The following is a 14,314-nucleotide window of genomic DNA, read 5'->3' as shown; positions in this document are numbered from 1 at the left end:
ACAACGGGCTGTGCGGACTGCCGGCGATGTCGAGCGATTCCGCGAAGCCGACCACCGCGATGTTGTCGGTCAATCCGCCGTCGAGCAGCTTGATGTAGTTGAACTGGTCTCCTTCGCCGACCTGCCGCCAGACGAGGCAGCCGCGCTGAACGTCATCCCGACCCGGCTGAGGCTGACGCCGGAGCAGGTCGAGCGGACCATCCAGGCCGGCCGCGACGCGGTGCGCCTCAACCCGCGCCTGCAGCAGGCATTCCGCCGCGCGCAGGGCCGCTCGGGCTTCGTTGCGGCTGGTTCGCCGTAAAGGTCGCGCCATTTCCGCAGGAATCGGGTGGCCGCCGCTTCGCCTCCGCCCCACTTTGATGGCATCAAAGGAGGCGCTCATGACCGTCCATTCCCTCAACACCAAACGCGCCGGACGCTCCGCCGAATCCCGTGTCGCCGCGCAGGACTGGCACGCGCTCGTCTCCGAGCTCAACGCCCAGGGCTGCGCTGTCGTGCCCGGCCTGCTTTCGCCGGAGGAATGCGCCGAAATCGCCGCGCTCTATCCGCACGAAGAACATTTCCGCAGCCATGTGGTGATGGCGCGCCATGGCTTCGGCAGGGGCGAGTACCGCTATTTCCGTTATCCGCTGCCTGATCTGATCGAGGGCCTGCGCACTGCGCTTTATCCACGGCTCGCCGGCGTTGCCAACGACTGGAACGAGAAGATGGGCGCCGCGCTCCGTTACCCTTCCGACCACGCCGCCTTCCTAAAGCGTTGCCACGACGAGGGCCAAACCAAGCCGACGCCGCTTCTGCTGCAATACGGCCCCGGCGACTTCAACTGTCTGCACCAGGATCTCTATGGCGCGCTCGCCTTTCCGCTGCAGGTGGCGATCCTGCTCTCCGAACCCGGCAAGGATTTCACCGGCGGCGAATTCGTGCTGACCGAGCAGCGCCCGCGCATGCAGAGCCGCGCCGAGGTGGTGCCGCTCAAGCGCGGCGACGCGGTGATCTTCGCCGTGCACAACCGGCCCGTGGAGGGCACGCGAGGTTACTATCGCGTCAACCTGCGCCACGGCGTCAGCCGCCTGCGCTCGGGCAGGCGACATACGCTCGGTATCATCTTCCACGACGCGAGGTGACACCCCTCCGAGGCGGCTTTTCTCGGCTTTACGTTCCAGGCCGCCGATAACGGATCGCTTTCGCCCTGCTTAGCGCGTCCATCGTCTCCTCGACGCTGAGGAGGACGGTGGTCTCGCAGGAGCTGAGTGCCCCTCCGGCACCGATGGCGAGCACGACGGACGCCATCGAAACATTGTCCGGCGCCTCCCACAGGTTCCACCCGTCGTGTTCGCCGAACGCGTACCAGAACCCGTGCAGCTTTCCGCCGACCGATTCTATGTATGAGCTGGCTGCCTTGCGGCGATCCTCGGGGTTTTCGATCATTCGCGCCCAGGTCTCGGGCGTGTAGCTGAAGCGCGTCAGGTACATGGCCATGGTTGACCTCCCTTGCCAGAGCCCATCAAGTGGTTGGCTCCAGCACTAAGCGCTCGATCGGCCGGCGACGCCAATCAATTTCACCGCGGCTGGGTTCTGCCTCGAAGGAATAGTCGAGCGCGCGGATGCGGCGCTTCTGCCTCTTCCCTCCGCAGCCTCATTCGCGTATGCCCCGGGCAAATCCCGCCATCTCAGCGCAGTTTCCCGGACCGCCCCATGATCCGTCTCGAAAATATCGGCAAGCAGAACGGCCGTCAGATCGTCTTCATCGAAGCCTCGGCCGCCCTGCAGAAGGGCGAGAAGGTCGGCCTCGTCGGCCCGAACGGCGCCGGCAAGACGACGCTCTTCCGCATGATCATCGGCCAGGAGCAGCCGGACGAAGGCCAAGTCTCAGTCGATCGCGGCGTTACCATCGGCTATTTCAGCCAGGATGTCGGTGACATGGAGGGGATGAGCGCCGTCGCCGAGGTGATGGAAGGCGCCGGCCCGGTGAGCGCCGTCGCAGCCGAGATGCGCGAGCTCGAGCACGCCATGGGCGATCCCGACCGCGCCGACGAGATGGACGCGATCATCGAGCGCTATGGCGAGTTGCAGCACCGCTTCGAGGAACTCGACGGCTATGCGCTCGACGGCCGCGCCCGCGAGGTGCTCGACGGCCTCGGCTTCTCCCAGGAGATGATGGACGGCGACGTTGCAAAACTCTCCGGCGGCTGGAAGATGCGCGTCGCGCTCGCCCGTATCCTGCTGATGCGGCCCGACGTCATGCTGCTCGACGAGCCGAGCAACCATCTCGATCTTGAGAGCCTGATCTGGCTGGAGAAATTCCTCAAGGACTATGACGGCGCGCTGCTGATGACCTCGCATGACCGCGAGTTCATGAACCGCATCGTTTCGAAGGTGATCGAGATCGACGCCGGCGCGCTCACCTCCTATTCCGGCAATTACGAATTCTACCAGGAGCAGCGGGCGCTGGCCGACAAGCAGCTGCAGGCGCAGTTCGACCGCCAGCAGGCGATGCTTGCCAAGGAGATCGCCTTCATCGAGCGCTTCAAGGCGCGCGCCTCGCACGCCGCCCAGGTGCAGAGCCGGGTGAAGAAGCTCGACAAGATCGACCGCGTCGAGCCGCCCAAGCGTCGCCAGACGGTGGCCTTCGAGTTCCAGCCTGCGCCGCGCTGCGGCGAGGACGTGGCGACGCTGAAGGGCATCCACAAATCCTATGGCAGCCGCTCGATCTATGCCGGCCTTGACTTCCAGATCCGCCGCCGCGAGCGCTGGTGCGTGATGGGCGTCAACGGCGCCGGCAAGTCGACGCTTTTGAAGCTCGTGGCCGGCGCCTCCGAGCCAGATGAGGGCTCGGTGGCGCGCGGTCCGAGCGTCAAGATGGGCTATTTCGCCCAGCACGCCATGGAACTGCTCGACGGCGAGCGCACCGTGTTTCAGACGCTGGAAGACAATTTCCCGCAGGCCGGCCAGGCACCGCTCAGGGCTTTAGCCGGCTGCTTCGGCTTTTCCGGCGACGAGATCGAGAAGAAGTGCCGCGTGCTCTCGGGCGGCGAGAAGGCAAGGCTGGTCATGGCGCTGATGCTGTTCGATCCGCCGAACCTTCTGGTGCTCGACGAGCCGACCAACCACCTCGACATGGCGACCAAGCAGATGCTGATCGAGGCGCTGGCGCAATATGAAGGCACGATGCTGTTCGTCTCGCACGACCGCCATTTCCTGTCCGCACTATCGAACCGCGTGCTGGAGCTCACGCCGGATGGCATCCACACCTATGGCGGCGGCTATACGGAATATGTCGCCAGGACGGGGCAAGAGGCACCGGGGCTGAGGGGGTAGGGCGGCGCTCTGACCTCCGAGCGTAGTAGCGTGGAGAAGCCTTGACCCGTCGGCAGGACAGAGGGGGGCGCGAAGGATCGCGACCGATCTCACCCTTGCGCCGCCTCCTCGTGAGAAGTCACGGCAGGATCCGGGCTCCGTGAGGCGCCCAACGCCCCCACTACTCCCTCGCCAAACCGCGCTCGATCAGGCGAGCAAGCCGCGCCGAAAACGCCCTGGCATCGGCTGGCTTGTCGCCGTCCAGCACGCGCGCCTCGTCGTAAAGCAGATGCGCGGCGTCTTCCTTGAAAGCGCGCTCGCCGTCGCCGAGCTTCGCCAGCGCCGTGACGCGCTCGTGCCGCGGGTTGATCTCGAGGATCGGCTTCGCCGCCTTGTCGAGGCGGCCGGCGGCGTTGAGCAGCCGCTCGAACTGGCGGTCGGGACCGTGCTCCGGTGCGACCAGGCAGACCGCGCTTTCGGTCAGGCGGTCGGAGGCCTTCACGTCCGAGACCTCGTCTCCCAGCGCCGTCTTCACGAAGGCCAGGAAGGTCGCGATTTCGGACGAGATTTCGGCATCCGGCTTGGACGCGGTGTCGAGCAGCGGGATCTCCGACAGTTCGGCCGCGCCCTGCGTCACCGATTTGATTGGCTTGCCGTCGAATTCCGGCGCCATCGTCGTCCAGAAACTGTCGACCGGATCGGTCAAAAGCAGCACTTCGATGCCGCGCGCCCGGAACCCTTCGAGCTGCGGCGAGACCTCGAGCCGGGCGCGGTCTTCCCCGGCCATGAAGAAGATCGCCTTCTGCCCTTCCTTCATCGCGGCGACATAATCGGCCAGGCTGCGCAGCGTCTCGCCGGAAGCGGTCGAGCGGAAGCGGGCGAGCTTCAGCAGCTGCTCGCGCCGCTCGTAGTCCTCGTAGATGCCTTCCTTGAGCACGACGCCGAGATTCTCCCAGATCTTGGCGTAGGCCTCGGCATCGTTATCGGCGAGTTTGCCCAGATCGCCGAGGACGCGGTTGGTGACACCCTTGCGGATCGCGGCGAGCAGCGGGCTTTCCTGGATCATCTCGCGCGAGACGTTGAGCGGCAGATCGGCGGAATCGACCAGGCCGCGCACGAAGCGCAGGTAGCGCGGCAACACGTCGGCATCGTCGGTGATGAAGACGCGCCGCACGTAGAGCTTCATACGACCCTTGCGGTCCTGGTCGAAGAGATCGAACGGACGCGAGCCCGGCACGAAGGCAAGTGCGCTGTATTCGTGCCGACCCTCGGCGCGGAAGTGGATGGTGGCGGCCGGCTCGTCATACTGGCCGGCGATGCTGCGGTAGAAGTCGGTATATTCCTCGGGCTTTATGTCGCTCTTCGGCCTCACCCAGAGCGCCGTGCCGTCGGCGACATCGCGCGGCTCGGCGCCCGGCTTCTCAACAAGCGTGATCGGCACCGGCACGTGGCCGGACTGCGACTTCGCCAGCCCTTCGAGCCGGTAAGGCGTGGTGTAGGAACTCGCATCGTCCATCAGATGCAGCACGACGCGCGTGCCGCGCCTGGGAGCTGCCGCAAGCGGCACGGGAGCGATCTCGTAGGTGCCCTTGCCGTCGGAAGACCAGCGCCAGGCTTCCTCGCTGCCGGCCTGCCGGCTGATGACATCGACATGATCGGCCACCATGAAAGCGGAGTAGAAGCCGACGCCGAACTGGCCGATGAGTTGCGAGTCCTCAGTCGCCTTGCCAGCCTCGACGCGCTCGATGAAGGCACGGGTGCCGGAGCGTGCGATGGTGCCCAGAGCCTCGGCCATCTCCTCGCGGCCCATGCCGATGCCGTTGTCCTCGACGGCAAGCTGCTTGTTGTCGGGGTCGGCCGAAATAGTGATGCGCGGCTTTGCGTCCTCGCCCAGCAGCTCGGGACGGGTGATCGCTTCGAAGCGCAGCTTCTCGCACGCGTCCGCGCCGTTGGAGATCAGCTCGCGCAGGAAGACGTCCCGGTCCGAATAGACCGAATGCACCATCATGTGCAGCAGCCGCGAGACATCCGCCTCGAATGTCCTGGTTTCCGTCGTCTTGGTATCCGTCGTCATTCAGAATCTTCCCACATAGTAACTCTGGCCCGTCGCGCCGCGGCGTGTCGAAGCTGCCGATCTCCGCCGATGAGGGGAGATGTCCGACAGGACAAAGGGGACGCGTCCCGCCAGCCGATCTGTCGCGGAGTGCTTTCTCGCTTTTCCGGTTCTTGTCAATTCAGAAGGGTGCCGTTTCCCTCGCGCTCCCTTTTGCCCTGCCGACCAATCTCCCCCAATTGAACCCTGTCGGGGGAGATTGGCTGTGTCGGCGCCGCGCCTCCCCAGCGTCCTAGAAGTCCATGCCGGCGCCGGCGGGCATGGCGGGTGCCGCTTCCTTCTTCGGCTTCTCGGCGACCATCGCCTCAGTGGTGACGAGCAGGCCGGCGATCGAGGCTGCATCCTGCAGCGCGGTGCGCACGACCTTGGCCGGATCGATAACGCCCTGGCTGAAAAGATCGCCATATTCGCCGGTCTGGGCGTTCCAGCCATAGGCGAAATCGGTCTTCTCGCGCAGCTTGCCGACGATGATCGAGCCTTCCGCCCCGCTGTTCTCGGCGATCTGACGCGCCGGCGCCTCGATGGCGCGCCGCACGATGTCGACGCCGTATCTCTGGTCGGGGTTGTCGGCAGCCACCGCGTCGAGCGCATTGGCGGCCCTGAGCAGCGCCACGCCGCCGCCCGGAAGAATGCCTTCCTCGACCGCCGCGCGCGTCGCATGCATGGCATCGTCGACGCGGTCCTTGCGCTCCCTGACCTCGACCTCCGTCGAACCGCCGACGCGGATCACAGCCACGCCGCCGGCGAGCTTGGCCAGACGCTCCTGCAGCTTCTCGCGATCGTAGTCCGAGGTGGTCTCCTCGATTTGCGCCTTGATCTGCGCGACGCGGCCCTGGATCTCCTCCTTCTTGCCGGCGCCATCGACGATCGTGGTGTTCTCCTTCTCGACCACCACTTTCTTGGTGCGGCCGAGCATCTCCAGCGTGACGTTCTCAAGCTTGATGCCGAGATCCTCGCTGATAGCGGTGCCGCCGGTGAGGATGGCGATGTCCTCCAGCATGGCCTTGCGGCGGTCGCCGAAGCCCGGAGCCTTGACGGCCGCAACCTTCAGGCCGCCGCGCAGCTTGTTGACCACCAGCGTCGCGAGCGCCTCGCCCTCGACATCCTCCGCGATGATGAGCAGGGGCTTCGCCGACTGAACCACCGCCTCCAGAACCGGCAGCAGCGCCTGCAGGTTGGAAAGCTTCTTCTCGTGGATCAGCACATAGGGCTCTTCGAGCTCGACGCGCATCTTATCCTGATTGGTGATGAAGTAAGGCGAGAGATAACCGCGATCGAACTGCATGCCTTCGACCACTTCCAGCTCGGTGTCGGCGGTCTTGGCTTCCTCGACGGTGATGACGCCCTCGTTGCCGACCTTCTGCATCGCCTCAGCAAGGAAACGGCCGATCTCGGCATCACCATTGGCCGAAATCGTGCCGACCTGGGCGATCTCGTCATTTCTGGTCACCTTGCGGGCGTTGGTCTTCAACTCCTGAACAATAGCCTCGACGGCTTTGTCGATGCCGCGCTTCAGATCCATGGGATTCATGCCGGCGGCAACGGCCTTGGCACCTTCCCTGACGATGGCCTGGGCGAGAACGGTCGCGGTGGTCGTGCCGTCGCCGGCGATATCGCTGGTTTTCGAGGCGACCTCGCGCACCATCTGCGCGCCCATGTTCTCGAACTTGTCCTCGAGCTCGATCTCCTTGGCGACAGTGACGCCGTCCTTGGTGATGCGCGGAGCGCCGAACGACTTGTCGATGACGACATTGCGGCCCTTAGGGCCGAGCGTGACCTTCACCGCGTCGGCGAGGATGTTGACGCCGCGCAACATGCGGTCGCGGGCGTCGGAATGGAATTTCACTTCCTTGGCAGCCATTGGAACACTCCTTCAGCAGGCACCTTTCATTCACCGATCGGGTTGGGCCGGTTCAAGCCGCTTTTCCCAACGCCGATGTCTGCTCGACCACACCCATCACGTCGCTTTCCTTCATAATGAGCAGGTCTTCACCGTTGAGCTTGATCTCGGTGCCGGACCACTTGCCGAACAGGATGCGGTCGCCGACTTTGACGTCGAGGGGAATGAGCTTGCCGCTCTCGTCGCGCGCGCCGGAACCGACGGCGATGATCTCGCCTTCCTGCGGCTTCTCCTTCGCCGTGTCCGGGATGATGATGCCGCCGGCCGTCTTCTCCTCGGCCTCGACGCGGCGGACCAGAACGCGGTCATGCAATGGATGGAACTTCATATCGTTCTCCTTCGGGACAAACAGATTTTGAGAGGTTCCTCCACTCCGGACCGGAAGGACCGGAGCGGGGCTCGCGATCCTTTCGGCCTCGCGCTTGTGGATTTGGTTTTGCACGCGCCGGTTTCAAGAGGCCGCAAGAAATTTTTTGGCACTCGCAACAGCCGAGTGCTAGCGCCGTGAAAACAAAGGTAATTATGCAGCTTTGACGGGCGCGCCTCGGACCTCTTGACGGCAAAGGAATCAATTCCCAAATCGAACCTGCCGGCGCCTGAAGTGGCCGGCAAGGTCAAGGAGCGCCGCTGCCTTGGCGCTCCTCGTATCTATGTTGCTCAATGGAGGATGTAGCTATGAGAACCAGTTTTGACTTTTCTCCCCTGTTCCGGTCGAGCATCGGCTTCGATCGAATGCTGAACGCGCTCGAGACCGCAAGCCGCATCGAAACCGCTGATAACTGGCCGCCCTACGATATCGCCAAGAGCGGCGAGGACGACTACCGCATCACCATGGCCCTGGCAGGCTTCAGCCAGGACGAACTGGCCATTACCCAGGAGCAGAACATGCTGATGGTTTCTGGCCAAAAGGCAGGCGAGGACAACGGCGAGTACCTGCATCGCGGCATTGCCGGCCGCGCATTCCAGCGTCGCTTCGAGCTTGCCGATCACGTCAAGGTCGTCGATGCGAGCCTCGTCAACGGTCTGCTGACAATCGACCTCAAACGCGAGATCCCGGAAGAAATGAAGCCGCGCCGGATCGAGATCACGGCGGACAAATCATCGCCAAAGGCCGCGACAAAGAAAATCGAGGCCGACAACAAGGCGGCCTGAGCCTTCTCGCCGCGCTTTGCGCCAAGCGCCGGGTGATGTTCCCGGCGCTTGTGGGCCTTGTCTTCCGGATGAACAGAAAGGAGGAAAAAAATGAGTGTTCGTGATCTGATTCCCTGGGGCCGAAACAATGGTAACCAGGTTCCAAGTGTCTTCCGCGACGGCGAACGCGATCCTTTCCTGTCGCTGCAGCGCGAGGTGAATCGGCTGTTCGACGACGTCTTCCGGGGTTTCGGTTCCGGCTTGCCGTCCCTAGGCGGCGTATCAGCCTTTGGTGCCGGCTGGCCGAGCGTTGAGATCTCCGACAACGAGAAGGAGATCAAGGTGGCGGCCGAAGTCCCGGGCCTGGACGAGAAGGACATCGAGGTGCTGCTTGATGATGGCGTGCTGACGCTGAAGGGTGAAAAGCGCTCCGAGACGGAGGACAAGGAGCGGCAGTTCTCCGAGCGCATCTATGGCCGCTTCGAGCGTCGAATCCCGCTGGGCTACGAGATCGAAGAAGACAAGATCGATGCCCGCTTCAAGAACGGCGTGCTGACGGTAATGCTGCCCAAGACCGCGAAGGCGCAGTCGCAGGCCAAGCGTATCGAAATCAAGAGCTGATGCCTGGATGCAGGGGTTGGACCGACGGGTCCGGCCCCTGCGGCATGACGGAACCTCGGCGCTAGATGGAACGGCCAACGCTGGCGTAGGTGCTGGCTGGAGCGTGGAACGGCTCCCTTTCCAACGAGTGATCCGCCCGCAGCGGGCGCCAGGTGCTCGCTTGCGGCTCGATGACGTGCGGCCGACGCAGGCCATTCTAACCGTTTACCGCGCTGAGCGCAGATGCCGCTGACGGAACACCGCGCAAGCCTCTGGAAATCCGCGATAACCTTAATTCCTTCCTTCTTTTGGTCAGGCTTCCCGTACGGAACGTTAAGGGCTAGATTAGCAATTCGTTAAGTAATACGGCGGGTGTGAGCGTAAGAGGTGTGCCGTTATGAATTTCAAATCCCTGATCAAACGGGCCGAGGACGTAGACAAGGAATTTCAAGAGCTCCAGTCGGATCTGGCAGAGGCTTTCGAAGAATGTCTTTCGGCTGACGAAGAGACGTCCCCGGGATACGATTCTGCCGCCGACCTGGCGGCAAGCGAGGAGGATCCGCCGGGCGAGACTCAGTCCGAGGCTTCCGCCTCCCGGCTGACGCCGCACACCCAGACACGGTTGGCCGCCTTGGAAGCCGTTTCCGGACTCTTCCGCGACGGACAGGGTCATCTGGAGGAGATCGGGTCAAGGCTGGCCGAGATCGCCACAGCGCACCACATGACGCGCGATATCCTGAACGCCCTGCATCGCGATGCGCTGCGCGCCAATGAGCTGGAGCTGGAGAACGCCGCTCTGGGCGCCGAACACAAGGCCTTGTCGGAACAATTGCTTGACGCTACGCGCAAGCAGCGCGAACGCGACGGCGCGGCCGAGGCCTGGCAGCAGCGCGAGGCAAGTCTCGTCCAGGACAGGGAGTCGCTGCGCGAGGCGCTTGCAGCGGTGCGGCTCGAAATGGTCGAGATGGGCAATGAGAGCGCCAGGCGCGAGGCTGAGTTCGGTGAGATCGTCAAGACCCTGACGGCCAAGACCGTCGAAGCCGACAGGCGCGCTGTCGAGAACAAGCTGCTGCGCGAGAAGCAGGTCGGGCTTTCGATCGAGCTGGAGCAGGCGCAAAAGCGCGAGGCCGAGGCCCGGCACAAATTCGACGAGTTCGCGGCGACCCACGCCAACGAAGCCACGCGGATTGCCGAACTTGTGGCCCAGCTCGGCAGCCACGAGAAGGAGGAGGCCCGGCTGCAGAAATCGTTGGAGACGACGCAGGCCAAGCTTGCCGAGGTAACCGAAGCCGCCCGCATTGCCGAAAGCGATGGCGCGGCGGAGCTGGCGCGGAGCCGGGCAGAGCTGCGCGGCTTGCGCTCCGAAATCCAGGAGCTGCAATCGCGGCTCGAGCAGGCCTCCATCGACAAGACCGATGCGGTCGCCGAGGCGACAGGACTGAGGGCGCAGTTGAATGACGCCGTGACCGAGCGGCAGATCGCGGAAGAGAAGCTTGCCGTTCTCAGGAACGAGAGCGAATTGGACAAGAAGAATTTGTCGGTGATCAGTACCAACCTCTCGCAGCTATCGCTGCAGCAGGCGTCGGAGCAGATCCAGCTCGATATCCAGAAACAGGAATGCGAGGACCTGCGCGCCGAGGTCGAGACGCTGAATGCCCGCATCAAGGAGCTGCTGCCTTACGAGCGGCTGCACAGGGTGACGGACGCCCGGGCCCGGCAGGATGTTGTGCCCGTGACGAACGGGCATGTCACCAACGGGCATATCGTGGAGCCGGCGCGACCCACCGCCAGGCGCCGGCGAAACATGAGGGCCGCCGCGAGCTGAGGAAGGGTGTCTAGCCAGCTCAGCGCTTCATCGCTCTGGGCCTACTTGCCGGTCATCCGGTCAGCAAGCTGCTGGGCCTCGGCAAGCAGTGCCGGGAAGCCCGGATCGCCCGGCAGGCGCTCGCCCATGCAGGCGCGATAATCGCCGTCGCCTTTTTCCCAGGCGGCGTTGGCGGAATCATAGGCCTGCTGGTCCTTCAGGTCCGAGTTCTGATAGGCCTGCTGAAATTTCTGGGCAGCCGCGTCCGCCGCGGTCCAAAGCGCCTCGCAGGCCGCGATCTTCGGCACGGGCGGGGACGCGGGCGCCTCGGCGACCAGGACGCGGTCGCCCTTGACGACCGCGACGACGACCTGCTGGTCGTAGATCGGTCCGACATCCTGGGTCCAGCCGCCGAGCCGCGCGACGGCGATATCGGCGCCTTCGGGCTTCTTCAGTGAAAAGTCGAGCGTCTTCACGAATGCGGCGTCGCTGCCGATCGCCTGCGTATAGAAGGCGTCTAGCTTGAGCGCCTCGTCGATGCCGGCGGGCAGCCGGAGGCCTTCATCGTCCTCGTCAGCCTTGGACCGCAGCCAGCGCTCGACCAACCCGCGGGTCGTCGCGACGATGCTCGGGCCGGCATCGCTCTTGGCGTAGCGCAGCCCGTCCAGCATGCCGAAGCCAATATCGGAGGCGCTCAGGCTCTGCAGATTGATCGTGCCTGTTGCCGGAAAATCCTTGACCGCAAGCGGGCCGAGAATGGCGGAAAGACGCTTTTCCAGATCGGCCAGCGCCTTGGTGTTGGCGCCATCGAGCGCCTCCACTTCCGCGTTCGAGCTCTCCTGCGCCGCGATGTCGGAAATCGCCTTGTCGCGCGCGGCGATATAGTCGTCCTCCGGCGATGCCGCGAAAACCACGCCGCTCGCCAGCGCGAACAAAAACGCCCAGACCAGCCGCATTCTATAACCCCAATTCAAACCAAAGCCCTTGTGGCCTTCGCCTGACTTGGCGGCTTTTGCGTGGCGGAATCCCGGGGAGAACCCGAATTTAATATCCGGCCTTCCGCGATGATTGGCGAAAGCCGGCGCCACATCTGATCTCCCCCCAAGTGGGAGAGATGTCCGGCAGGACAGAGGGGGGCGCGAAGGAACGCAAGCTTTCGTGTCCAGAGCACAGCCATGATGTCGGGGACGGCCGGATCTTCTAAGGCGGGCGCAGGCCCAGAGGTGAGGGACGCACCCGGCGCCACACCAGTCGATTGGGAGGATGATCAGGGCGGCGCAGGGCTTGGCCAGGCCGGTGCCGGCCTGTACAATCTTAGGGTGAATGCAGGGAAGGGAGCGCGATGCGGCTTGGTCGGGATCTCTGTCATTTGACGGTTTTGGCCTTCATCGCCGGACTGGCGCTTTGGCCGCACGCGGCATCGGCCGATCCCGTCACGCCCGCGCGCATCGCCGCCGCCTTGCCGAAGCTCGAAGCGCTGGCGCAAGCCGCCGTCGCCGATGGTGCCGTCCCCGGCCTTGCCATCGGCGTCGTGCATGACGACAAGGTGATCTTCCTCAAGGGTTTCGGGCATCGCGAAGCCGGCAGACCGGAGCCGGTCGACGCCGACACGGTGTTCCAGATCGCCTCCCTTTCGAAGCCGATCTCGGCTACCGTCGTGGCCGCGCTGGTCAGCGACGGGGTGGTATCCTGGGATTCGAAGATCGCCGATCTCGATCCGGCCTTCCGCCTTGCCGATCCCTATCCCACCGGCGAAGTCACCATCCGCGATCTTTTCACGCATCGCAGCGGCCTTCCCGGCACTGCCGGAGACGACCTTGAGGGCATCGGCTACGACCGCGCCGAAATCCTTCGCCGCCTCCGCTTTGTGTCGCCATCGTCGAGCTTTCGCGCCGGCTATTCCTACAGCAATTTCGGGCTGACCGAGGGTGCCGTGGCGGCCGCGAAGCCGACAGGCAAGCCCTGGGAGACGGTCGCGGAGGAAAAGCTCTACCGCCCGCTTGGAATGGCCGCGACCAGCTCCCGTCACGCGGACTTCATCAGCCGCGCCAATCGCGCCGCGCTGCATGTCAAGATCGACGGCGTCTGGGCCGCAAAGGTCAAGCGCAATGTCGATCCTCAGGCACCGGCGGGCGGCGTGAATTCCAGCGCGCGCGATCTCATGCAATGGATGCGCCTGGTGCTCGGCGACGGGGTTTATGCCGGCCGGAGGCTGATTGCTTCCGATGCGCTGCGACAGACGCATCTGCCTCAGATGGCGCTCGGCCGCAATCCCGTAACCGGAGGCGAGTCTTTCTATGGCCTCGGCTGGAATATTGATTTCGGCCGGCACGGCCTGAGCTGGGGCCATGCAGGCGCCTTCAGCGTCGGTGCGCGTACGGTGGCGACGCTGTTTCCGCAGGAGAAGCTTGGCATCGTTATCCTTACGAACGCCTTCCCGACCGGTGTCCCGGAAGGGTTGTCCGACAGCTTTGCCGATCTGGTCTTCGACGGAAAAGTCGAAAAGGACTGGGTCGAGGTCTGGGACGGAATCTATGCCGGGATGCTGGGTCCGGCGATCGCCGCGGCCAAGGCCGAATATGCCGCGCCTCCGTCTCCGCCAAGGCCGGCCCGGCCGGCCAGCGCCTATTCCGGCCGCTACGGCAATGACTTCATCGGCGGCGTGACCGTGTCGAGCGCGGGCGACGGCCTTGTGCTCGAGGTCGGACCGGCCGGAGCGCGGTCCTATTCGCTGACGCATTTCGACGCCGATCTGTTCCTGACCCATCCCGACGCCGAGACGCCGGACCGGCCGGCGGGCGTGAGCTTCGTCGTCGGCCCCGACGGCAAGGCCTCGGCGATGACGATCGAGTTCCTCGACGACAATCATCTGGGCAGGCTGCAGCGGGTGGGAGACTGATCGCTTCACCCAGAGCCGTGCGGCGATTCTGGGTGAACGACAGCATCAAAACAAAGACCAGCGGGCTCAGGATGCCTGGCCGTAGCGGAGCAGCTTGAAGCAGTCGCCGCTGCCCGACTTTGTCTGCGTCAGGACCGATTTCGCGCGGTCGATCCATTCCTGCTGCGATTTGGTGTCGGTCTCGATCGCATCAACCGGTGCAAGGGCGACGAAACTCTTGCCCTTGCTGAAGAGCCAGCAGGCGCGGGCGAGAAACCGCCTGCTGCGCTGGCGCAGCAGGTCGGCGTCATAGAGGATGTCGAGCACCTCGTGCTTGATCTTCGGTTCCTTGTCGGGCTTGGCGACCGCGGCCTCCACCGCCTCGTCGCCGATCGCGTCATGCAGGTCCTTGTAGTCGAGGGCTAACTGCGTCGTCGCGTATTTGATCTCGTTCTCGTCGCGCACGATGTTGAACCACAGCGTCGGATCGATCTCGTTGACGACAAAGGTGGCTTCGAGGTCGCGCGACAGGTTCAGAATTTCGAAGTCTCGAACATCGACATCACGTTCGACCAGCAGGATCTTTTCGAC

11 protein-coding genes and 2 pseudogenes are annotated in these 14,314 nt (G+C 64.2%); 7 read left to right on the top strand and 6 right to left on the bottom strand.

What is annotated here, in order from left to right; genetic code table 11:
- A pseudogene (locus EOA79_RS32925) lies at nt 1–301 on the top strand (hypothetical protein); the annotation flags it as partial.
- Between the two features lie 79 nt (nt 302–380).
- Nucleotides 381–1,124 carry a 2OG-Fe(II) oxygenase gene (locus tag EOA79_RS21670; protein ID WP_095824686.1) on the top strand — a complete coding sequence of 248 codons (744 nt, stop codon included), beginning with the start codon at nt 381–383 and terminating at the stop codon, nt 1,122–1,124.
- A gap of 28 nt (nt 1,125–1,152) precedes the next feature.
- Here the strand turns inward: EOA79_RS21670 and EOA79_RS21665 are convergent, their stop codons facing one another.
- The gene (locus EOA79_RS21665) at nt 1,153–1,479 is read right to left on the bottom strand and encodes a GYD domain-containing protein (RefSeq protein ID WP_164747035.1); all 327 of its coding nucleotides are present in this window, start codon (nt 1,477–1,479) and stop codon (nt 1,153–1,155) included.
- 216 nt (nt 1,480–1,695) lie between these two features.
- Here EOA79_RS21665 and EOA79_RS21660 point away from each other — a divergent pair, with 216 nt between their 5' ends.
- Nucleotides 1,696–3,318 (top strand): ABC-F family ATP-binding cassette domain-containing protein, encoded by a 1,623-nt coding sequence (locus EOA79_RS21660; RefSeq protein ID WP_095824639.1) that lies wholly within the window; start codon nt 1,696–1,698, stop codon nt 3,316–3,318.
- A gap of 160 nt (nt 3,319–3,478) precedes the next feature.
- Here EOA79_RS21660 and htpG read toward each other — a convergent pair whose 3' ends face one another.
- The 3 genes from htpG to groES form a co-directional block, all read right to left on the bottom strand.
- Nucleotides 3,479–5,371, bottom strand: coding sequence for a molecular chaperone HtpG (htpG, locus tag EOA79_RS21655; RefSeq protein WP_095824638.1), 1,893 nt, complete (start codon nt 5,369–5,371; stop codon nt 3,479–3,481).
- A 271-nt stretch (nt 5,372–5,642) separates the two neighbouring features.
- The gene (gene groL, locus EOA79_RS21650; RefSeq protein ID WP_066992865.1) at nt 5,643–7,271 is read right to left on the bottom strand and encodes a chaperonin GroEL; all 1,629 of its coding nucleotides are present in this window, start codon (nt 7,269–7,271) and stop codon (nt 5,643–5,645) included.
- Between the two features lie 52 nt (nt 7,272–7,323).
- The gene (groES, locus tag EOA79_RS21645; RefSeq protein ID WP_066992870.1) at nt 7,324–7,638 is read right to left on the bottom strand and encodes a co-chaperone GroES; all 315 of its coding nucleotides are present in this window, start codon (nt 7,636–7,638) and stop codon (nt 7,324–7,326) included.
- A gap of 347 nt (nt 7,639–7,985) precedes the next feature.
- Between groES and EOA79_RS21640 the strand changes: the two genes are divergently transcribed.
- The 3 genes from EOA79_RS21640 to EOA79_RS21630 all read left to right on the top strand — a co-directional run bounded on the left by EOA79_RS21640 (nt 7,986) and on the right by EOA79_RS21630 (nt 10,866).
- Nucleotides 7,986–8,462, top strand: a complete 477-nt coding sequence (locus EOA79_RS21640; protein ID WP_066992873.1) for an Hsp20 family protein — start codon at nt 7,986–7,988, stop codon at nt 8,460–8,462.
- A gap of 90 nt (nt 8,463–8,552) precedes the next feature.
- Nucleotides 8,553–9,062: an Hsp20/alpha crystallin family protein gene (locus EOA79_RS21635; RefSeq protein WP_095824636.1), complete on the top strand. Its 510-nt coding sequence runs from the start codon at nt 8,553–8,555 to the stop codon at nt 9,060–9,062.
- Nucleotides 9,063–9,438: 376 nt separating this feature from the next.
- Complete coding sequence (locus EOA79_RS21630; RefSeq protein ID WP_095824635.1) at nt 9,439–10,866, top strand: hypothetical protein; 1,428 nt, start codon at nt 9,439–9,441, stop codon at nt 10,864–10,866.
- Nucleotides 10,867–10,907: 41 nt separating this feature from the next.
- Here EOA79_RS21630 and EOA79_RS21625 read toward each other — a convergent pair whose 3' ends face one another.
- Nucleotides 10,908–11,801 (bottom strand): hypothetical protein, encoded by an 894-nt coding sequence (locus EOA79_RS21625; RefSeq protein ID WP_095824634.1) that lies wholly within the window; start codon nt 11,799–11,801, stop codon nt 10,908–10,910.
- 386 nt (nt 11,802–12,187) lie between these two features.
- Between EOA79_RS21625 and EOA79_RS21620 the strand changes: the two genes are divergently transcribed.
- A complete protein-coding gene (locus tag EOA79_RS21620; RefSeq protein WP_095824633.1) occupies nt 12,188–13,744 on the top strand; it encodes a serine hydrolase in 1,557 nt (518 codons plus the stop codon).
- Between the two features lie 66 nt (nt 13,745–13,810).
- Here EOA79_RS21620 and EOA79_RS21615 read toward each other — a convergent pair.
- Nucleotides 13,811–14,314: pseudogene (locus EOA79_RS21615) on the bottom strand (hypothetical protein); the annotation flags it as partial.

The organism is Mesorhizobium sp. M1A.F.Ca.IN.020.03.2.1, assembly GCF_004023205.1.
Classification (GTDB): domain Bacteria; phylum Pseudomonadota; class Alphaproteobacteria; order Rhizobiales; family Rhizobiaceae; genus Mesorhizobium.
Note: the sequence above shows the minus strand (reverse complement) of the source record. Positions and strands in the feature narration are given on the sequence as shown.

What these genes read in the sequence shown, in the direction of transcription:
- EOA79_RS21670 (WP_095824686.1), top strand. Translation starts at nt 381, where the DNA reads ATGACCGTCCATTCCCTCAACACCAAACGCGCCGGACGCTCCGCCGAA.
- EOA79_RS21640 (WP_066992873.1), top strand. Translation starts at nt 7,986, where the DNA reads ATGAGAACCAGTTTTGACTTTTCTCCCCTGTTCCGGTCGAGCATCGGC.
- htpG (WP_095824638.1), bottom strand. Translation starts at nt 5,371, where the DNA reads ATGACGACGGATACCAAGACGACGGAAACCAGGACATTCGAGGCGGAT.
- EOA79_RS21630 (WP_095824635.1), top strand. Translation starts at nt 9,439, where the DNA reads ATGAATTTCAAATCCCTGATCAAACGGGCCGAGGACGTAGACAAGGAA.
- EOA79_RS21620 (WP_095824633.1), top strand. Translation starts at nt 12,188, where the DNA reads ATGCGGCTTGGTCGGGATCTCTGTCATTTGACGGTTTTGGCCTTCATC.
- EOA79_RS21635 (WP_095824636.1), top strand. Translation starts at nt 8,553, where the DNA reads ATGAGTGTTCGTGATCTGATTCCCTGGGGCCGAAACAATGGTAACCAG.
- EOA79_RS21660 (WP_095824639.1), top strand. Translation starts at nt 1,696, where the DNA reads ATGATCCGTCTCGAAAATATCGGCAAGCAGAACGGCCGTCAGATCGTC.
- EOA79_RS21665 (WP_164747035.1), bottom strand. Translation starts at nt 1,479, where the DNA reads ATGGCCATGTACCTGACGCGCTTCAGCTACACGCCCGAGACCTGGGCG.
- EOA79_RS21625 (WP_095824634.1), bottom strand. Translation starts at nt 11,801, where the DNA reads ATGCGGCTGGTCTGGGCGTTTTTGTTCGCGCTGGCGAGCGGCGTGGTT.
- groL (WP_066992865.1), bottom strand. Translation starts at nt 7,271, where the DNA reads ATGGCTGCCAAGGAAGTGAAATTCCATTCCGACGCCCGCGACCGCATG.
- groES (WP_066992870.1), bottom strand. Translation starts at nt 7,638, where the DNA reads ATGAAGTTCCATCCATTGCATGACCGCGTTCTGGTCCGCCGCGTCGAG.